The sequence below is a fragment of the Oceanimonas sp. GK1 genome (genome assembly GCF_000243075.1).
GTDB lineage: Bacteria > Pseudomonadota > Gammaproteobacteria > Enterobacterales > Aeromonadaceae > Oceanimonas.
On the sequence record NC_016745.1, the window covers coordinates 3,121,360 to 3,141,564 of the forward strand.

The 20,205-nt window shown below is 61.2% G+C and carries 15 protein-coding genes and 1 pseudogene; 5 read left to right on the plus strand and 11 right to left on the minus strand.

What is annotated here, in order from left to right; genetic code table 11:
- Window positions 1-29: 29 nt before the first annotated feature.
- Window positions 30-938, minus strand: a complete 909-nt coding sequence (locus tag GU3_RS14765; protein ID WP_014293332.1) for a helix-turn-helix domain-containing protein — start codon at window positions 936-938, stop codon at window positions 30-32.
- Between the two features lie 133 nt (window positions 939-1,071).
- On the opposite strand from GU3_RS14765, the gene pobA reads away from it, so the two are divergent.
- Together pobA and tatA are read left to right on the plus strand one after the other, a co-directional pair.
- On the plus strand, window positions 1,072-2,256 hold the full coding sequence (gene pobA, locus GU3_RS14770; protein ID WP_014293333.1) for a 4-hydroxybenzoate 3-monooxygenase: 1,185 nt from the start codon (window positions 1,072-1,074) through the stop codon (window positions 2,254-2,256).
- A 58-nt stretch (window positions 2,257-2,314) separates the two neighbouring features.
- Window positions 2,315-2,467 (plus strand): annotated as a pseudogene (tatA, locus tag GU3_RS14775) (twin-arginine translocase TatA/TatE family subunit); the annotation flags it as partial.
- A 112-nt stretch (window positions 2,468-2,579) separates the two neighbouring features.
- Here tatA and GU3_RS14780 read toward each other — a convergent pair.
- Window positions 2,580-3,482 carry a LysR family transcriptional regulator gene (locus GU3_RS14780; RefSeq protein ID WP_014293335.1) on the minus strand — a complete coding sequence of 301 codons (903 nt, stop codon included), beginning with the start codon at window positions 3,480-3,482 and terminating at the stop codon, window positions 2,580-2,582.
- A 160-nt stretch (window positions 3,483-3,642) separates the two neighbouring features.
- On the opposite strand from GU3_RS14780, the gene GU3_RS14785 reads away from it, so the two are divergent.
- From GU3_RS14785 to GU3_RS14795, 3 genes are read left to right on the plus strand one after another with little or no spacing between them, the layout of a single operon-like run.
- Window positions 3,643-3,849, plus strand: a complete 207-nt coding sequence (locus GU3_RS14785; protein WP_014293336.1) for a hypothetical protein — start codon at window positions 3,643-3,645, stop codon at window positions 3,847-3,849.
- Window positions 3,842-5,296: a sodium:solute symporter gene (locus tag GU3_RS14790; RefSeq protein WP_014293337.1), complete on the plus strand. Its 1,455-nt coding sequence runs from the start codon at window positions 3,842-3,844 to the stop codon at window positions 5,294-5,296. The genes GU3_RS14785 and GU3_RS14790 overlap by 8 nt, the downstream gene beginning before the upstream one ends.
- Before the next feature lie 12 nt (window positions 5,297-5,308).
- Complete coding sequence (locus GU3_RS14795) at window positions 5,309-6,580, plus strand: amidohydrolase (protein ID WP_014293338.1); 1,272 nt, start codon at window positions 5,309-5,311, stop codon at window positions 6,578-6,580.
- Between the two features lie 60 nt (window positions 6,581-6,640).
- Here the strand turns inward: GU3_RS14795 and bcsC are convergent, their stop codons facing one another.
- The 9 genes from bcsC to GU3_RS14840 are packed head-to-tail and all read right to left on the minus strand — an operon-like array spanning window position 6,641 to window position 20,199.
- Complete coding sequence (gene bcsC / locus GU3_RS14800) at window positions 6,641-10,093, minus strand: cellulose synthase complex outer membrane protein BcsC (protein WP_041543292.1); 3,453 nt, start codon at window positions 10,091-10,093, stop codon at window positions 6,641-6,643.
- A complete protein-coding gene (gene bcsZ / locus GU3_RS14805) occupies window positions 10,084-11,181 on the minus strand; it encodes a cellulose synthase complex periplasmic endoglucanase BcsZ (RefSeq protein WP_083829480.1) in 1,098 nt (365 codons plus the stop codon). Before bcsZ ends, bcsC begins: the two co-directional genes overlap by 10 nt.
- A 3-nt stretch (window positions 11,182-11,184) precedes the next feature.
- Window positions 11,185-13,446: a cellulose biosynthesis cyclic di-GMP-binding regulatory protein BcsB gene (bcsB, locus tag GU3_RS14810; RefSeq protein ID WP_014293341.1), complete on the minus strand. Its 2,262-nt coding sequence runs from the start codon at window positions 13,444-13,446 to the stop codon at window positions 11,185-11,187.
- Window positions 13,443-16,034 (minus strand): UDP-forming cellulose synthase catalytic subunit, encoded by a 2,592-nt coding sequence (gene bcsA, locus GU3_RS14815; RefSeq protein ID WP_014293342.1) that lies wholly within the window; start codon window positions 16,032-16,034, stop codon window positions 13,443-13,445. The genes bcsB and bcsA overlap by 4 nt, the downstream gene beginning before the upstream one ends.
- Window positions 16,034-16,750, minus strand: a complete 717-nt coding sequence (gene bcsQ, locus GU3_RS14820; RefSeq protein WP_014293343.1) for a cellulose biosynthesis protein BcsQ — start codon at window positions 16,748-16,750, stop codon at window positions 16,034-16,036. The genes bcsA and bcsQ overlap by 1 nt, the downstream gene beginning before the upstream one ends.
- On the minus strand, window positions 16,747-16,959 hold the full coding sequence (locus GU3_RS14825) for a BcsR/BcsP family cellulose biosynthesis protein (RefSeq protein ID WP_014293344.1): 213 nt from the start codon (window positions 16,957-16,959) through the stop codon (window positions 16,747-16,749). Before GU3_RS14825 ends, bcsQ begins: the two co-directional genes overlap by 4 nt.
- Complete coding sequence (gene bcsG, locus GU3_RS14830) at window positions 16,935-18,524, minus strand: cellulose biosynthesis protein BcsG (protein WP_041543294.1); 1,590 nt, start codon at window positions 18,522-18,524, stop codon at window positions 16,935-16,937. Before bcsG ends, GU3_RS14825 begins: the two co-directional genes overlap by 25 nt.
- The gene (locus GU3_RS14835) at window positions 18,514-18,696 is read right to left on the minus strand and encodes a cellulose biosynthesis protein BcsF (RefSeq protein ID WP_014293346.1); all 183 of its coding nucleotides are present in this window, start codon (window positions 18,694-18,696) and stop codon (window positions 18,514-18,516) included. The genes bcsG and GU3_RS14835 overlap by 11 nt, the downstream gene beginning before the upstream one ends.
- The gene (locus GU3_RS14840) at window positions 18,697-20,199 is read right to left on the minus strand and encodes a protease (protein ID WP_014293347.1); all 1,503 of its coding nucleotides are present in this window, start codon (window positions 20,197-20,199) and stop codon (window positions 18,697-18,699) included.
- Window positions 20,200-20,205 lie beyond the last annotated feature (6 nt).

The following is a 20,205-nucleotide window of genomic DNA, read 5'->3' on the forward strand; positions in this document are numbered from 1 at the left end:
CGGGCCGATGCCTGCCAGGGGTCGCTTCCTTAACGGAGCGGCCCCGTTTTGTTCTCGTCGGCAGCCGCGCCGAATTGGGCGATGCCCGCCTGTCGAAAGGCGTTGGGCGAGGTGCCGGTCAGACGGCGAAAAAAGCGGGAAAAATAGGCCGGCTCGCTGAATCCCAGCCGGTCGGACACCTGGCTGACCGTCATCGGGGTATAAAGCAGGCTGCGCTTGGCTTCCAGCAGCAGCCGCTGGTGCATACACTGCAACGCACTCTGTCTGCCCAGGCGACGACAGAGGGTGTTGAGGTAGGCCACGGAAATCCCCAGCGTGTCGGCATATTTCTGCACCGGCCATTGCTCTGCATAATGCTCTTCCACCAGCCGGGAAAAACGGAAAAATAGCCGGTATCCCCTGGTGACCGGCGCTTCATCATCGCCCGGCTCCAAGCTTTTTCGCTGCAGCCAGGTCAGCAACAAATGAACCCAGGACAACAGTGCCAGCTGCCGTCCCGGCAAGTAGTGAAAGTATTCCCGAGCCAGTCCGTCAAACAGGGAGCGTAGCCAGGCCGCGTCTTCGCCGAGCTCCATGCAGCGCGACGCGCTGCCAAAGGCCAGGGGCATGTTCAGTGACTGCTCAAACTGGCTGACCAGCGGCACCGCCAGGGTCAGCACGCCGCCGGTCACATTCGGGGAAAAGCGAAAGCCGTGCACGCACAGGGGCGTCACCCATTGCACCACGCCGTCAGTCAGGGTTCTGATGTCGCCTTCAATATTCAGCTCGACCTCTCCCTGATGCACATAAAGTAACTGGTAAAGATCACCATGCCGGTGCGGCTTTATCTCCCAGTCGTGCAAGCGGCTGCGCTGAGCAATCGACTCATAGTGCAGCATATCGGGCGCTCCCCAGGGATCCTGCTCACCATACAGTTTGAAAATCGGAATCTCGCTCACGAAAAGCTCCTCCTTGTTTCAAAAAGTCCAAGTATAAACCTATAAAGTGCCTTCTTGTTCACCTCCGAATAACTAAAAATACAATTAATCAACATTAAAAGAGGATGCCGGCTTGCCGGCTGTGGAGGATGTGATGAAAACCCAGGTTGCCATTATTGGTGCCGGCCCGTCCGGCCTGCTGCTCGGCCAGTTGCTGAGCAAGGCGGGGATCGACAACGTGATCCTGGAACGCCAGACACCCGACTATGTACTGGGCCGGATCCGCGCCGGGGTATTGGAGCAGGGCATGGTGGATCTGCTGCGCGAAGCCGGCGTCAATGAACGTATGGAGCAGGAAGGACTTGTCCACCAAGGCTTTGAGCTGGCGCTGGACGGCCGCCTCGAACATATCGATCTGAGCACCCTGACCGGCGGCAAAACCGTGATGGTGTACGGCCAGACCGAGGTCACCCGGGATCTGATGGAAGCCCGCTCGGCCGACAAGGGAAAAAGCATCTATCAGGCCGCCAATGTCGAGCTGCATGATCTCAAAACCCAGGCGCCCTATGTCACCTTTGAGCACAACGGCGAGCGTCATCGCCTGGACTGCGACTACATCGCCGGTTGTGACGGCTTTCACGGTGTATCCCGCAAATCCATTCCCGAAGGGGTGCTGACCGAGTTTGAACGAGTCTATCCCTTTGGCTGGCTGGGCCTGCTGGCGGACACGCCGCCGGTACACGACGAGCTGATCTATGCCCGTCACGAGCGGGGCTTTGCCCTGTGTAGCATGCGTTCGTCGACCCGTACCCGTTACTACGTGCAGGTGCCGTCCACCGAAAAAGTGGAAGACTGGTCCGATGAACGTTTCTGGAATGAGCTGCGCAGCCGCCTTCCCGCCGAACAGGCGGAAAAACTGGTCACGGGTCCGTCATTGGAAAAAAGCATTGCTCCCCTGCGCAGTTTCGTGGTGGAACCCATGCAGTACGGCAACCTGTTCCTGCTGGGCGATGCCGCCCACATCGTCCCGCCCACGGGCGCCAAGGGGCTGAACCTGGCCGCCAGTGACGTCAATACCATGTACCGTATTCTGGTCAAGGTCTATCAAGAAGGCCGTACCGATCTGCTGGAGAAATATTCCGAAATCTGCCTGCGCCGCATCTGGAAGGCGGAGCGCTTCTCCTGGTGGATGACCAGTATGCTGCACGATTTTCCGGAAAATGACCCCTTTACCAAGCGCATGCTGCAGACCGAGCTGGAGTATTTTGTCGGCTCCGAGGCGGGACGCAAAACCATAGCGGAAAACTACGTCGGCCTGCCGTACGAAGCAATCGAGTGATCGCCGGCGGTGTCACCGTATCGCCATACCACAGCCATGAAGGAGACGTCTTATGGGAATAGGTGGAATCGGTATTTGGCAGTTGTTGATCGTAGCGCTGCTGCTCGTGCTGCTGTTCGGTACCAAGAAGCTGCGCCACCTAGGCAATGATCTGGGCGGCGCAATCAAGGGCTTCAAAGGGGCGATGAAAGACGACGCCCCTCCCCCCAAGGAACACCCCAACCGCGTTCAGGATCTTCGCTCCTGATCCCCAGCCGGGGCCCGCCCCGGCTTTCCATCCCAATAAGCACATCGTCGGCACAATTCTGAGCCAAAAACGGGGATCAGGTTACCGGCACCGGTTTCAGCTCCCGCACCACCTCGATAAAATTCTGCAAGGCGGGTGAGTAATGACCGGTATTCCAGGCAAAAGACACCGATACATCACATGCAGCCAGCTCCGGCATCTCGATGAAATGTACACCGGGCGGTGCTATCCATTTGCAATCGTCCGGCACCACGGAAATGCCCAGGCCGGCGGCCACCAGGCTGAGTATGGTGATATTGTCGGCCCCGCTCTGCACGACCTTGGGATAGAAGTTCAGCCGGTTCAGGAAATTGATCACGCGATCGTAATACACCGGTGACGAAACCCGCGGACCCCAAACAAAATTAAACGGCTCAAGCTGCTCCACCCGCTGCGGTGGGGCGCCGACCAGAGGCGATTGTTCGGGTACGGCAAGCACCAAATGGCCCCGATTAAACAGCCGGGATTCCAGGGAATCGGCTGGCTTGTCATCCATATAGAGAAAACCGGCATCGATGGTGCCGTCCTGCAAGCGTGTGCGCTGAGGGCCGGACAACAGCGGAAGCACTTCCAGCGCAACCCGGGGATAACGCGTTCTGAAGGTCGACAGGACCTGCTTGATGACCGGCACCCACAGGTGCGCGACCGTCACTCCCAGGGTGATCTTGCCGGTGGTACCCTCGCTGAGGGAACGAATGCGGGTGATGGAGCTTTCCCGACAGGCCAGCAAGGTTCTCGCTTCTTCGTACAATGCCCTGCCACTGACCGTAAGCCGGATTTCCCGGGCTCCGCGCTCAAACAGACTGGTTTCCAGCTCGGTTTCCAGGGCCTGGATCTGACGGCTCAGGGCTGGCTGGGCAATGTGTACCCTGCGGCTGGCGGCCGAGATCGAGCCCTCTTCCACGATGGCCACAAAGTAGCCCAACTGACGAAAATCCATTTTGACCTTCCCTCCTGACAGCCTCTCAGACATACCTTATCAGCATGGCTTGTATATTTATTTAATATTTTTTCTATGGTTAAAGCTTTGTTAACCTGCCGAAACGTTACCCACACAGGCTGGTAACAAAAACATTGCAGCATTGCAAAGGAGATGCCACATGCGAAGCAACTACTGGATAGGGTTACATTTTGTGCTCTGCACCCTGGCCATGATCTGGCCCGGCGCCCTGATCGCCAACCGCTACGAGCCCACGGTGCTGGGCCTGCCGTTCCTGTTTTTCTGGTACATCCTGTGGATGTTCCTGCTGTTTGCCGGCATGCTCGCCGCCTTTATCAAGCTGCACGGAGGCAAGCGCGATGTCTGATTCCATGATCGTCACCGGTATCACCCTGCTCTACCTGACGGCCGTATTGTGGGTTGGCGTGCGGGCCAGAACCAAAAACACCGGCTCCAGCCTGGAAGAGTACGTGGCTGGCGGCCGCCATGTGGGCGTGGTCATTCTGTTTTTTATTCTGGGTGCGGAAATCTTCTCGGCCTTTGCCTTTCTCGGCGCGCCCGGCTGGGCCTACAAGCACGGCGCTCCCGCCCTCTATATTCTGGCTTACCTCAGCCTGGTACCCATCATCATCTGGATCATGGGACCCAGGGTGCGCGAACTGGGCCAGCAGCACGGTTACCTGACCCAGGCTGATCTGATCTCCCATCACTACAACAGCAAAGCCCTGGGGGCCTTCGCCGGTATCATCAGTGTGGTGGCCTTTATTCCCTACCTGGCCATTCAGATCGCCGGGGCCGGCCTGCTGTTTCAGGCGGCAACCGGTGGTCTGGTGCCTTTCTGGCTCGGCTCCCTGCTCGCCTTTCTGGTGGTCGCCGCCTACGTCTACTGCAGCGGCCTGGGCGGCATAGGCTGGACCAACCTGATGCAGGGGGTGATGATGGTGATCATTGCCTGGTTCCTCGGCTGGACGGTTACCGACAATCTGTTTGGCGGCGTCGGCCCCATGTTTGCGCAGATCCAGCAGCAGATGCCGGAATACCTGACCATGCCCGGTGCCACCGGCGTCATGGGCTGGGGGGCGTTCAGCACCGCCATTCTGGTCAGTGCCTTTGGCGGCGCCATGTGGCCACACTTGTTCATGAAGTTCTATACCGCGGAAAGCGTTCACAGTCTGCGCAAGGTCAGCGTGTTTTACCCCCTGTTCGCCTACCTGCTGGTACCGCTGCTGTTTATCGGTTTCGCCGGCATTTTGACCTTTGCCGACGAGCCCCTCGCCAAGCCCGATGAAGTACTGCTGAAACTGGTGATGGAAGTGCTGGATCTGTCTCCCTGGGTCACCGGCATCATGCTGTCGGGCGCACTGGCCGCGGCCATGTCTACCGGCGCCAACCTGGCGCATACCGCCGCCACCATCGCCGTGCGGGATATTCTCTGCCACTCTGTTATGCGAAACGCCTCGGAAAAAGCCGTGGTCAAGGCCATTCAGATAAGCGTGCTGGTCATCTCCCTGCTGGGCTACCTGTTCGCCCTGTACAGCCCGGCCTCCCTGGTCGCCGTGCTGCTTGGCGCCTTCGGCCTGATCCTGCAACTGATGCCCATGGTGCTTGGCGCCCTGTTCATGCCAACCCTGCTTAGGGGCGCCGTGGTTGCCGGCGCCGTTCTGGGCGGTGTGCTAACACTGACCTACCAGTTTTACCTGCCCTCACCGCTCAACTTCCACCCGGGCTTTTGGGGCATCTCCCTGAACCTGCTGGTGGTCGCACTCTGGCAGTGGCTAAGCCTGCGCGGCGCGCAAGCCGCCGCCGTCAAATAATAAGGAGACCGCATGAATCCCAGTCCGCTGATATCAAGCGCCATTGATGAGATCTATGACGACATTGAACGGCTCTACCAAGATCTGCACCAGCATCCCGAACTGCCGTTTGAAGAGTATGAAACCAGCCGCAAGCTCGCCGAGCAACTGCACCAGGCGGGTTTCGAGGTCACCACAGGCGTGGGCAAGACCGGGGTGGTGGGCCTGCTACGCAACGGTGAGGGTCCCTGTGTCATGCTGCGGGGTGACATGGACGCCCTGCCCATTCGCGAGCAGACCGGACTGAGCTATGCCAGCCACAAGGAAACGGACGCCGGGGTGCCGGTGATGCATGCCTGCGGCCATGATCTGCACGCCAGTTGCCTGAGTGGGGCCGCGGCGGTACTCAACGCCCTGAAAGCGCACTGGACCGGCACCCTGATGATAGTGCACCAGCCGGCAGAAGAGATTTTCGGCGGTGCCCAGGCCATGCTCGACGACGGCCTCTACACGCGCTTTGCCCGGCCCGATGTGATCCTTGGCCAGCACAATATGCCGGCCCTGTCCGGTATGGTCGGTCACCGCGCCGGACAGACCATGGCGGCGGCCACGACCCTGGGCGTCACCATCCATGGCAATGGTGGCCATGGCTCCATGCCGGCGCAGACGGTGGATCCCGTGGTGATCGCGGCCCATGCAGTTGTACGCTTGCAGACCATAGTGTCCCGTGAGGTGGAGCCGAGTGAGCAGGTTATTGTTACCGTCGGCAAACTGCACGCAGGTACCCAGGGCAACGTGATCCCCCACAGTGCCGAGCTTGAAATCAACATTCGCAGCTTCAGCGACGAGGTGCAGGAGCAGGTGATCACCGCCATCAAACGGATCATTGATGCCGAATGTCAGGCCGGGCGCTCACCCAGGCCCGCCGAGTATCGAGTGCTGAGCCAGACCATCACCATGAACAACGATGAGAGCACGGTGCAACGCCTGCAGCAGGCCCACCGGCGTTTTTTTGGAGAAGAACAGGTCTTCGAAATGAGCCGTCTGGGAGGCAGCGAGGATTTTCCCTATTTTGGCAACGCCGCGGCCGGGGGCTTTGGTGGTCAGGATATTCCCTATGGCTACTGGTTTATCGGTGCCGCCACGCCGGAAAAATGGCAAGCGACCACCGGAGATCAGCCTGCCGAGCGCATGCGCCAGCTGCCCATGCCCCACTCCCCCTACTACGCCCCGGATCGACGGGCTTCCCTGATCACCGGTATGGCCGCCATGGTCACCGGGGCCCTGGCCTTTTTCGAACACTGACACATACCGCCCGGCATATCGGGCCTGCCTGATGGCAGCCTGATTCTCCCTCCAGTCTCCTCAACGCCATTCCGAATAGGGAGTAAGCGGTTCTACCGGCATGTCCAGATCACCGAGCCAGGGCGAAAAGTGATAGCGCAGATACAAAAAGCCATGCCCGGGGGCATACTCATCACTCAGCTGCCAATTCAGGCCGCCCCCCAGGATCCAGTGTTCATCAAGACGATACTCGCCCCGGGCCGCCAAGCTGATGCCGGGGCCGCCGCCCGTGTCGGCTTCGCTGGTGCGGGCTGCATTTGGCCGGGTTGGCTTGCCGCTGGCTGCAATAGCCGACCACTGCGCCGGGTAAAGGTCGCCCCCCTCGGAGCGGGACCAGGACCAGCCTGGTGATCCCTCAAGTACCCCGGACCAGTGCTCGCCACGGCGGGCATAACGCACCGGCAGGCCCAGAGAGACATAGCGCTGCGGGCTGTAATACCCCCCCTGCCCCAGGGTGTCTTCACTCAAATCCTTCTGATACTGAAAATAAAGCAGTGAGGTGCCCACCCGCAGTTGCTCATGGGGTTGTTCAATCAGCCGGTAGTAATAGCCGGTCATGGCACTGAAACGCTGATTGTCAGCCACGTTTTCGCCATTCAGCGAGTGCGCTCCCAGGCTGCCCCAGATACCGCTTTCCTCGCCCTGATCATAACTTAGCCCCAGGGTCAGGCCGGTGGCGGTAACCCCGCCCCAGCGCTGGCCAGTCACCGGATCCACGGCACCGGCGTAAGACACCAGCGAATTGCTCATGGGCCGGCGCGACAGGGTCAGGTTGTAGCCCAGCTCTCCCCAGTCTCCATCGTAATTGAGGCCGCCCAGCCAGTTGTTTACCTCAAAGCCAAGAGGAGAATGGCCCAGATCCCAGCTCCACTGGTCGCCCTGCCAGCCCACCGCCAGGCCGGTACCTGAGCTGTTCTGCGAGCCAACATCGCAACCGCCAATGACCGCATTACAGCCGCCAAAACGATCGTCCGCTTCCGGTGTGCCGGCATTCAGCCCCACTTGCTCCGCCTGCAACCAGGCTCGGCCATTCACCCAGGGCCATTCGGCCCTGAGCAAGCTGGTGTTAAGGCGCAAATCGTTCACCCCGGTGGGATTGTTGTCGGTACGCCAGCCGAAGTCCTGTTGCAGTTGCAGGGTGAGATTCTGCCGGCGATAGCGATCGGCACCTTCCCGTTTCAGACTGCGCTGTAGCCAATCATCGCCGGATTGTTCACGGGTAGCCCGGGTCAGGGCGGCCCCGTCAAGAGGCGCAACCGCTTCAAAATCCAATTCGCCGAGTGCCGCCAATCCCTGAGCATACAGCGACAGTGCATGCTCGGAATTGTCTTGCAGGCGGGCCGCATCCCGTAACAACAAGGGATCTGCCGGGGCCTCGGCCACCAGAGCCGTCATTTGCGCCGCCGCCTGCTGCTGCTCTCCCGTGGCCGCCAGCACGTTGATATAGCGCCGGCGCTGGTTCATGCTGGCATCGGCAGGCAGTGAATGTGACTGAAGCCACGCTCGCGCCTGTGCGAGTTGCTGCAAGGCCAGCCGGCTTTCCGCCACTCCCAGCCAGGCATCGGTGTTGTCGGGCGCCTCTGCATAAATACGCTGATAGGCACGCAACGCCTGGGGGTAGCGCTCATCTTCCGTTAACCAATCTGCCAGTAACAGCCGGTCGTCTACCGTGCCGGCCTGCGCCAGCAGCTCCTGCGCCCCGGCCTCATACCCCTGCTCACGCAGTTGCACGGCCCGGGCCCGGCGCAGTTCGCCTGCCAGCCGGCTGGCCAGGGCACTCATGCCCTCGGACCAGCGTTCAGGCTCAATCTGCTGCAAGCTGGTAAGGGCGGCGGCATCCTTGTTCTGCGCCGCCAGAAACTGGGCATGGGCATGACGTACTTCGGGATCATCACCATGGCGTTGCAGCAGGGGAGCAAAAACGACGGCGGCATCCTGGCTTTGCCCCTGCTGTTGCAGCAAATTGGCCAGATCATAAGTCAACCAGGGCTGAGGCGGCGCCAGCTGCACCGCCTGGCGCAACAGGGAAATGGCATCATTTGTGCGCCCTTCGGCCTGCGCCTGCTCTATTTGCGGCGTCAGTTGTTCCAGCTGCAGACGGTCTTCCAGCGCCGCATAATCACGGCGTACGCCTACCGGTAGCGCACGCAGCACCGCCACTGCCCGCTCGGATGATTCAACGCGATAAAAGTCCACCAGAGCATAAATCACTCTGGCATCCAGCGGCACCATTTGTCTGGCCCGTTGCAGCCAGCGCTCGGCCACTATCCTGTTTTCCTGCGCCAGTGCCACCTGCACCAGCCCCAGTAGTGGCGGTACATCCGCCGGGCGTAGTTGCCGCGCTTGTAAAAAGGCCTGCTCGGCAAGACGGTATTGCTCGTTGGACAGCGCTCGATCGCCCTTCTGCACCCACACCAGAGCCTGGGCATACTGCTGCAGATCCTGCCATTTGGAGATCAAGCCGCCATCCTGCTCCCGTTCAACCGCCCGGCTTAGTGCCGCCTCAGCCTGAGGGTATTGCTCCAGCTGAATAAGTGTCTGCCCCAGGGCCCCCTGAAAGCCGGCATGCTGAGGGTAAGCGGTTACCGCGCGACGCAGCAGTGGCAGTGCCTGGTGGTAACGTTCCTGTTCTGCCAGCACCACGCCGCGCTGGCCGGCCCGCCAGGCGGGATCGTTCAGCAAGGCCCGCTGCTGCTGCCACACGCGCCGACCGCCATGCTCATAGCTGCTGCCCGGGTAACGCTCAAGAAAGCGCTGCCAGAGCCCGGCGCTGCGTTCGGATACCGGCAAATCAATCAGATAGTTGTATTCCAGCTCGGCGGCCCGGTTAGCAACCGCCGGACTTTCCGCAAGTTGGCCCAGTAGGGCCAGCGCCCGCTCCGGCTGTTCATCGGCCAGCCACAAACGGGCCAGAGTCAGGCGCAGCTCGGGGTTACCGGGAAAACGCTGCTCCAGTTGTTCCAGGCGGGAAATGGCCCGAGGGCGCTCACCGTCCACCTGCGCCTGAGTACGCCAGTGCTCCAGCCCAAACTGCAACCCGGGCGGCTGCTCTCCCCACAACTGCCGGTACAGCGCCATGGCCTTTTGCGGCTGACCGCTGGCCGCCAGCAACTGCGCCTGCTGACGCAGCGCTTCGCCGTCGTCGTTATAGGCGGCCAGCAGCGCTTGGCCTTGTTGCAGCGTGATTTCAGACACGCCCGCCGTCCTCAGCCGCGCCAGCCGGGCTCGCGCCTGTTCGAATTCTCCCTTGCGCAGGCTGAATTCCATCGCGGCCAGGGCCACATCGGCATCGAGCGGAGCCATCAGCTCCAGCCGGCCCAGGGCATTTTCCACCATGTCATCCCGGTACAGGGCCTGGCCCAGACGTAACTGTTCCAGCAAAAAGGCACGCTGCCCGGCCGGTGTGCCGGGCTCGGCCATCACAGAATGACTCAGTGCCCACAGGCAACAGGCCGATAACACCGCTAGTTGCATGTACCCTCCTTGGCTAACATCAACCTGCCTTGTTGATCAAAGCGATAGCGTTGCTCGTAGTTCCCCATGCCAAACAGCAGCAGGGAGCGATCATAGTAGGCATCCGCCGTCGGTGGCTGCTCGTGCAGCCGCTGCAACTGGCGCTTGAGCTCGGACGCCTGATCAGGCAAGGCCGCCAGCATGGGCAGTAGGGCGGCGGAGAACCCGACGGGCCCGGTGCCGTTAAACGCACCGGTGACAGTATTTGTCCGCTCAGGCGGCGCGCCGGTTTGCCGGACGTGTGCCAGCATGGGCCGAAAATGAACCAGCAGCTCACTCCGGCCCGGCGAACCCGGCGCCGCCAGCCCGGCCCATAAGTACACGCGTATGGCGTCGTAGCTGCCGGTTTCCAGCGCTGTCAGTTCAGGCGCTCCGCTGCGTTGCCACCACAGCCAGTCGGGTGCCAGCCCTTGGGGCGCCGAGACCTTCAGCAAATGCAGACTGGATTCATACACATCCTTCCAGACCCGGGCCTCTTCGGCAAAGCGGGCCAGCAACGGCAAGGGCAGGTAAGACGGGTTCAGCTTCCAGCCTTCAGCTTTTTCAAACCCCTGTTTGCCTGGCAGCAGGGTTAACCCCAGCCCGGGCAGCCAATGCAGGCTTTCCGCTGCCGAGCGCCATAACAGCGCCCGCCCCCGCCGAGTATATTCGGGTTGGTGCCAGAGCCGGCCCGCTTCCAGCAGGCTGTAGGCAATCCATAGATCCGAATCAGCGGCGTTGTTGGGATCCAGTACGCGCCAGTCGCCCTCGTCACTTTCGCCCCACAGCCAGGCCGGCAGGCGTGCAACCAGATCGCCGCCGGCCAGGTTGTTCTCGGTCCAGCGCAACAGTTGCGCAAAGGCTGGCTTATCATTGGCCACCAGGGCAAAGAACAAGGCATAACTCTGCCCCTCTGACGTTGTAATGGCCCGGGGCGAAGCCCCATCAATAATGCGGCCATCCTCGCTCATCATGGCTGCCTTGTATTGCTGCCACAGCGGCCAGCCACACTCTGCCCCGAGCGCGCTTAACGGCAATAACAGCCATAATCCTGCTAGCCAGCGTATCATGGCTCAGGGCTCGCCACGCACATCACGCCGGTGCGCCAACCAGCGCAGGCTACGCCACAGCAGCACTGCCAGCAGCAGGACACTCAGCACCGCCAGTAACGCCAACCACACCGGATGAGGTGACAGCAGATACCAGAGTTTCACCCACCAGGGCAGATGGCCAATATAATACTGCTCCCCCACCAGCTGGCTGCTGACGCCGCTATCCCGCAACAGCGCCACCGAGCCGAAAATGTCGTTTAGACGGCCATCATCCTGCAGGGTTTGGCGCAGCAATTCATAATCCTGGGGCTGATTACCCAGCAATGCCACCAGGCTGCGGCCGGGGGCATAGGGAGACTCCATGCCCACGATAGCGGCCAGCGGCCCTTCAGCCGACACCGCCACTTTGGCGTTGGCATCAAAGTGGGTTTTGTTCAGCCGGGACGGTGGCCAGGCCTGTAGTGGCGAGGCATTGGCGGCCTGCATCAGCCAGTCGGTGGGTTGGTTCAAGCTTGCCGCCGGCGCCTGTGTCAGGCCTTCCGGTAACGGGCCGAAAACCAGCAGATCGAGCTCGGACTCCCTTAGGACCGCGGGATCCTGGGTCAGCCTCAGCGCCAGGGCCGGATAGCCGGTTTGCGCCGCAATGCGAGCCAGCGTCTCCAGCATCAGGCCGGTCTGCAGGGGGCTGGGCGACGCCGGCATCAGCACCAGGGTATCGGACAAGTCCGCCATGCGGCTGAACGGAAAGCCGCTGCGCACAAAGGCGCCAAGATCGGGCATGGCCATAAAGTGGTGATAGCCGGAAAAGTCGATCACCGAGTTTTCATCAATCACCGCACGGCTGTCCACCACCAGAGTGGTCTGGCAGCGGCCGGGCTGGGCGCTGCCAAAAGTGCTAGCAAAACTGAAGTCGTAGCGAATGGTGTTGCTGGTACCAATTTTCAGCGACGGCACCATTAACTGATTTCGGGCGTTGGCAGTTTCACTGGAGGTTACCGCCAGCCGCAGCTTTTCCAGCTGGTTGTCCCGCTCAGCGGTTAGCGGCAAACTACCGATGAATTCGCCGTTAATGCTGATGTTCAGGCGCGAGTCGTCGTTGGCGGTGGGGGCCGTGTAGCGATAACGAGTCTGCAGGGGAATGCCCTGGTTCTGCCACACAAACAGATCCGGCGGCAGCCGTACTGTCAGCTCAATGGGATCAGGAATAAGGCCACTGGCCTGCAACTGCCCCGGGTACTCCACCAGCTCGGCAAACCGCACCGGCCGATCGGTAGGCGTCCAGTTGGGCGCATCATAGGGTTTACGGGGGGTCAGTGGCTCTGCCTGCTCAATCACCGCCCGTTCCCCCCGTAACAGCTTGCCGCCCAGCGCCAGGGCCCGCACCGCCCGCGCCAGCTCGTCATTGCCCTTGCCCTGTACCAGCAGGATTTTGGCATAAGGACTGTCGGGATGATCCAGCAGCCGCACTTCGGCCTTGTCGACCGGCGGATACAGCGTTTTATCGGCCATAAAGGCGGGCCGGTGATCGTTGGTAGCCAGTACCATAATTCGAGCCAGCGGTGCCCTGTCGTCAAGCAGCGGTAAAGCGTCATAACTGACCTCAAAGCCGGCGCCGCGCCAGCCGGCCAGGCTGCCAAAGTAGGAGGCCAGCACACCGGCCGACTGCAAAGTGGCGGTATCGGGCGCGCCGGGCAGCACCATGTTCAGGCGCAGTGGCTCATTGTCGCTGGTATCGAAAAACGGTTGCGGAAAATAGGACAGATCATTGGTCAGCGCCAGCGCCTGCTCGGTCAAGGAGACCCGGCTGTTTTTGGCTAGGTTGAGCCACAGCGCGCTATGTGCCGGATCTTCACAGATGTCGGTATAGTGCCCCACAAATTCAATGCGGATCTGGTTAAAGTCGGTGATTAGCCGCGGGTCCAGGCGCACTTGCCTTTGCACCTGCCGGCCGGGCTCCCCTTCGGCAATCACCAGGGTGTCCATCAGCACTTCGTTCAGGTACACCCGCAGGTGCGACAAGCCCGGCAGCAGGGCCGGCGACGGCGTATAGGCCAGCGTCAGCTCGCCGTTTTTGGCAATGCGATCCCGGCGCAGGGCAAAGTTGATCACCTGGCTGTTTTTGACTCCCCGCAGCATCAGATCCCTGCTCTGGGCCAGTTGCTCAAAGCTGCGCTGCACCGGCCAGGCCGGGGGTTCCTGTTCATGCTGCTCCGCCTGGGCCCAGGCATTCAGTGTCAGCAGCAACATCAGGCTGGCGGTCAGCCAGCTTGGCAATTGACTCATAAGGCAGTCCGTTCCTGTGGGTAGGTTGCGCCGGCTTTCGGCCAGCGCGGTAAAAAGGATCCCAGCCAGCGCAACAGGGCCAGCAGGGGAGAAAACAGCAAGCGCAATTCGGCGGGCAAGAACCGCCACAGGCGGGCATAGCCCCGGGCGCCAACGGCAAATACATCCAGCAAACTTTGCAGCGGGCGCTCCTGCCCCTGGACCGGCAGCCAGCCCAGCCAGGCATCGGTCCGGGCAAAGGTGCATTGCACAAAATCAATGCGCTGCTCGCGGCTGAGGCTGGCCAGAATAATGCCGGTTACGCCGTTACGTTCCCGGCTGACCACACCGGGAAAGGCAAAGACCCGCTCGCCCCGGTACAGCACCAGCTCCACTTCGGTGTCCGGTGCCAGGCTGCCAGCAGCGGGGGCACGAATGGCGACACCGCCATCGGAATAATCCAGCAGGGTGCCTGCCAGCAAGTGACCGCCCGGCAGGCGCAGGGCCGCCGGCAGGCTGATGGTGACCCGTGGGCTTTGCCGCACTTGGCGAGCCTCGGCGGCAATGGCCACGGCGGCGCCGATGATCAGCAGGTTATAGAACACCCACAGGCAGGTGATGATTACTGTGCCCTGCTCCATGGCCGGGCCATATACAAAGCGCCATACCCCAACACCCAGCCCGGCCAGGTTCAGCAAGGCCAGCACCAGATAGGGCCGGGCAATGCGCCAGTCGAACAGGGCCTCAGTCATCAGCCCGCCCTTGGCGGTGACATTGAATTTGCCCTTGGACGGCGCCAGCAAGGCCACAGTAGTGGGCCGGGCGATATACCAGGCCAGCACGGTTTCATACACCTCGCCCCAGAAGGTTCTGCGATAGCGGCCCTGCATGCGGGCGGCGGTCAGGCTGGAATGCATCATGTGCGGCAGCACATACAGCATCAAAAGCGCGGCCGGCGCGTAAATGATGTAGGAATGCAGCAACAAAAAGGCCAGCGGCGCCAGCAGGAACACCAACCGGGGCACCCCCGCCAGAAAGTGCAGCATGGCGTTGGCGTAACACAGCCGCTGAAACAGGGTCAGCCCCTTGCCCAGCAAGGGGTTGTCTACCCGAAATATCTGCGCCATGCCCCGGGCCCAGCGAATGCGCTGGCCCACATGGGCCGACAGGCTTTCGGTGGCGAGCCCCGCCGCCTGGGGAATGCGCATATAGGCCGAGTTCCAGCCCCGTCGGTGCAGACGCAAGGCAGTGTGGGCGTCTTCGGTGACGGTGTCGACGGCAATACCGCCAATTTCTTCCAGGGCGCTGCGCCTGAGCAAGGCGCAGGAGCCACAGAAAAAGGTGGCATTCCACATGTCGTTGCCATCCTGCACCAGACCATAGAACAGCTCACCTTCGTTGGGCGTGCGCCGGAACAGCCCCAGGTTGCGCTCCACCGGATCCGGCGAGAAGAAGTGATGCGGAGTCTGCACCAGCGCCAGCCGTGGGTCCTGCAAAAAACCTCCGGCGGTGAGTTGCAAAAAAGAGCGCACCGGCACATGGTCGCAGTCGAAGATGGCCACCAGTTCGCCACTGGTTTGCTTTAAGGCATGGTTGAGGTTACCAGCCTTGGCATGATTGTGCTCGCTGCGGGCAATGTAGCCCACCCCCGCCTCTTCGGCGAAACGGCGAAACTCCATTCGTCCGCCATCATCGAGAATATAAACCTTCAGCTTGTCCGCCGGCCAGTCAACGCCCAAAGCAGCGTAAACCGTGGTGCGAACTACCGACAAGGGCTCGTTATAGGTAGGGATCAGCAGGTCCACCGTGGGCCACTGCGAGGTGTCCTTTGGCAGCGGCACCGGCCGACGCTTGAGCGGCCAGCAGGTTTGTATATAACCCAGCAGTAAAATCAGCCAGGAATAGGTTTCCGCTGCCAGTAAAATCAGCCCCAAAGTCAGATCCAGACTGTCGTTCCAGTTCAGCGTGGCACTATAGCGCCACCACAGGTAACGACAGGAGATCAGCACCGACAGTACTATCATCAGCAGGGTGGGAAAACGCCCGGGCAGCCGCCGTACCGCCATGGCCAGCCCCCACAACAGCACCACAAACACCAGTTGAGCCCCATAGCCAAAAGGCTGGGTCACCCCCAGCAGCGCCAGCAGCAGCGCCAGCCCCAGCATCAGCCAGAGGGTCAGTTGCCGCTTGCGGCGCCCCCGGTTGCGCCACCAGGTTCGACTACGTACCGTTCCCGGCGCCGACAGAGTATTTCTCAGTGAGGAAAGCAGTCGCTTGCCCAACTTTCGCCGGCTGCGACCGGCTACGGTACCCATGCCTTTCAGCCGGCTCCTGCCCCAGGCCATCAGGCTGACGGGGCGCTCCGGCCAGGGCCGCACCAGCAAGAGCCAGCCCCCCTGAATAAGGTAACGCAACGGGTCTCCGGGCCGCGGCCGCCCCCTGCTCAGGTGAGGCATGGCATGGTCAAGCTGGGCCAGCCAATGCTGCCAGCCCGGTTGCTCCAGGCGCAGCACCAGCCGGGCCAGTAACCACCACAGCGTCAGCCAGATTGCCGTGGCGCGTGTGCCGCCCTGCCGGCGCAAGTGGTGATAAAGCGCACTCGGGGTCATCACAGCCGCTCCCGTCTGGCCATGCACCATGCCGCCAGGCTGTCTGCAGTGATGGCATTTTGGCTTTGCGGCGCATAGGCCCCCAGCGGCAGCTTGTGCGCCAGGGCTTCGGCGGTCGCTTCATCCCGGTGCATGGTCAGCGGCAACAAGCGATCGGCAAATTGTTGCCGCCATAGCAACAATACATCTTGCTGCAGCCGGCTGGCGGGGTCAAAGCGGTTGACCAGCAGCCAGTGCCTGGAAGGCTGAGCCTGCAGCAACACGTGACAGGCAGCATCGGCATTCACCACCTGAATGCTTAAATCCGGCTGCAGGCTGCGCGTCTGGGCAAGTGCGTCATGTGGGGAGTCAAATAACACCCAGTCAAAACCGGCCAGCAGCCGGTTCATGCGCCGGTTCCACTCCCCTGGATGATTACGCAACCACAGCGCCAGCCGCTCCCGTTCCTGCACACTGGTATGGCCATAAGGCAACAGGCACAATCCAGGTTGCAGCTCTACCGCCTGAGCTCGCCAGTCGGCGCTTTCCACATGGGTACGAGCCCAGCCCTGCCGGCGGCTGATGGGCTGCTCAAAATGCAGGCCCAGCATATTGGCAGAGGACAAGTCTACCAGTAATACTCGCTGCTCCAGCCGGTGCAGGGCATGGGCCAGCGCCGCCAGCATGGTGGTACTGCCGGTGCCGCCGCGAATGCCGCTGACGCAGACCAGTTTCATATATCGGCCTCATATCTTGTGTCGGCAGAAGGCTGCCCTCCGGTCAGTTCAGCCAGTTCGGCCAGCAGAGGCCAGCGCCGCAAGGCCTGCTCCAGTGCCTGTTCATCAGCAATGTTCCTGTGCTCCCATTGCCCCAGTTGGCGACACAGCAACAAGGTATCGTCTGCCGATCTGACCGATTCGCTCAGTTTGTCGGGTATGGTAGCCATTTTCCGCTCTCCTCAAGCTTCACAAAGGCTTTTCCCTGCTGTTGCATCACCAGGGTGCCGGCGTTTTCCGCTATCCACTCTGTTTCGGGCAGACTGGCCGTCAGAGCGCGCCAATCCGGGACGCCGCCCTCCGTTATCTGTTGCCGGTACAACCGGGCTACCAGCTCCGCCAGCGACAAATAACTACTGGTTTGAGTAATATGCAGAGGAACGGTATTGGTCGTATCCATACCAAAAAATTTGATGCCCACCGGCACATGGGTAATGGCCGGTGCCGGCAGCTCACGCATACCGGCTATCTGCATGCGATCCCCATGCAGGTTGGCACCGTGCTCAGGCACCAGCACCACCATCACCCGCCGGCCGCTTTGCTCCAGCCGATCAAAAAAAACGTCAAGATCATCAAACAACTGCTCGAGTCGTGCCTGATAAGGGGCCGGCTGTGTGCCACCATCGGCCAGCACCCAGCGATTGCCATCGTGCAGACTGGTGCTGTTGTAATAAAGAGCACGGCCGCCTTCTCCCTGCTGCAACCGCTGCTGCCACCAGCGGTTGAGCACATCGGCATCGCGCCGAATGGGAGCACCATCAAAACCGATAAGGTAACGTGGCAGCCCCTGAGGCCCCACTGTCGGTTGCCCCAGGCCGCCCTGACGTTGTACTTCACCCAGAAAATCATCGAACTGGCCGTTATGGTTCAGTGCCAGGTCGGTGCCAAACCCCAGGTTACGTAGGTTTTCCATCAGCATGCACTGCTGCGGGGCCGGCTCAAACAGACTCTGGTGGCTGCCCTGACCGCAGCCGGCCCGCAGCAGCCGAATCGCCGCCGGGCCACTGTATGAGGTCGCCGAGTTAAAGCGATCAAAAACAAGATCCAGACGTGCAAACAGGGCATGGTTTGTCAGGCCCGTCTCCTGCAAATCATCCCAGGACAGGGAGCAGATATTCAGCATCAACAGATCGAAAGGCGCGCTGCTGGCCGATGATGGAGGGAAATTCGCAACAAGCGTCTGCTGCTTTTGGTAAAAGGTCTGCAGTTGCGTATCAAGGGGCATGGCCGGGGCGGCCGCCGGCTCGGAGGCGACGACCAGATCATGGGCCGACGACTCCTGCTGGTACAGCAGGGGCTGCAGTGCCAACCAGCCAAGCCCCGCCAGGGTCAGGGTGGTAAAACGAATCCAGTGTTGCAAATACAGGTAGACCACCGACGCCACCAGCAGGCCGCCCAGCAACTGCCAGTTAATAAAGCGTCCAGTCAGCTCCAGCAGATAATCGGCGGTAAAATCGGCCACGCCGGGCTGGGCCAACAACCGCGAAAACGGTGGCAGCCAGCTGTCCTGATAAAGCAATGCCAAGGCCAGCGGCAAGGCCAGCAATAGCCGCAAGCGGGGTAACCAACGTCCGGACAGGGGCAACAACAAAAATGCTGCCAGCGCCAGGTTGGGCAAGGGTTGCAAGTTCAAATAGCCTTGCCACAACAACAACAACTTGACGATAAAATACAAGTTCCAGTGGCTCAGCCCAGGCCAACGCAGTGGCGGCCTAGTGGTAGCGTCAGCTTTCACGATGGCTCTCCTTGCGTAATACCCAGCGCACACCGACTCGTTTCAAATAGCGGTTGGGTAATAACAGATCGATCAGCGCCAGAACAGCACGCCCTGTCCGTGCCAGCAGCCACCAGCCAATCAGGGCCAGCAGGCCGCTCAACAGGGCCAACTGCCATATATCCGTGTACATTCAGCCTTCCCGTGCTTCCAAAAAAACAGGCTTGCTGTCAAAGTGCCTGTTATTATTAACTTTCTCAATATTCAACGAGGTCGCCGATGTGATCTCGGGTAGGGTATCATCCTGCTCAAAGCGTGCCTGAGGCAGCTCCTCGGTATCACTAAATATCCGGCATTCGCTGAACAACTCAGGCCAAGGCAACCGGCAGATATTGCCCAGTGCGGCTTCCCGCATTTCATTGGGGCAGGCAAACAAAAACAAATAAACACAATCATCCACCAGGCAGGCCAGATCTCCCTGACGACGCAGGTTCAGCTGGCTCAGACACAATTCCGTACTCAGGCCGCTACGCAGCGGCAAGGCCAGCAGCTGATGATCTGCCTCACCGCTGCTGGCACGAAACACCGCATCGGACTGTGCGTAAAATGCGCTCGGGCTGAGCAAGCCGCTGGCCGCCGGCGGCCGGTAGCGCAACAGGAGTTCATGCAGATTGTCCACCCAGGGGCGGTGCCAGCGCTGCCCGTGCAAACAGCTCAGCAGGCCCATAAATTGCGCATGGGACAAACCGGAAGGAATAATCAGGTTGGCACCGCAGTGCAGCAGCAGCTCCTGCTCCGCATTCCGTAGGCAGGGGCGCAGCTTGCGAATGGCCAGCCGAAGGCAGGGCCCCCGCTGACTGCGCAGCCGGTGCAGTTGTTGCGCCAGCTCCGGCACTTCTTCGTTATGGCTCACCGCCGCCACCAGGGTACCCTCGGTGGCGGTCAGCGCTGCCTGCCAGAACTTCTCATCTTGTTCTACTGTTCGCCAGCCGGCGGCTGGTGGCGGCATTCGCTCCAGCGCCCTCTGCTGGATCAGTACCCCCTCCGCTTCATGCAGACTGTCGCTTTGCCAGGTGACTGCCGGCCGCACAGCAAAGCGCTCGCGTTCAAGCTGCAGTGTGTATTCTGTCCCTGCCAGCCAGCCCAGCCGGTTGTGCCAGCCTTCTACCACCAGGCGGACGCCGCCATCGTTGCGCTCCAACCTGAGCAAACCGGAAAGGCGGTTAGCCAGCGCTCCAGGCAGCACCCGTTCCTGGCCATGACAAAACACCACTATCGCCACTCCCCGGCGCTCGGCCCAAGCCTGCATGGTCTGGACCCAGGCGGTTACTTTACCGCCCAGTGCCGCCACCCGTCCGGCGGGCAGCAGCACCATCAGCAAACCGGCTCGAACTCCGGCCCGGCGCAGCTCGGTTGGCAGCCGCTTCAGCTCGGCGCCACGGCGCCCGGCGGCCAGCGTAAACAGCGCCATGTGTTCGGGGCCGGCCTCGGCAGGCAGTGCCTGCAACAAGGCTTCTCGTTCATCGGCCGGTGCCACCAGGGTGGTTTGCTGCGCAAACGGCAGCCCGATAATCAGCTGTCTTGCCAGCCGCAGCATGTCGTCATGCCGGACCACCGACAGCCAGTGCAGGCCCGCCATGGTCAGCAGGCTCGCCTCGCGGGGCAGGCGGTCAATAGCCAGGTTAAGTGAAAACATGGTGTC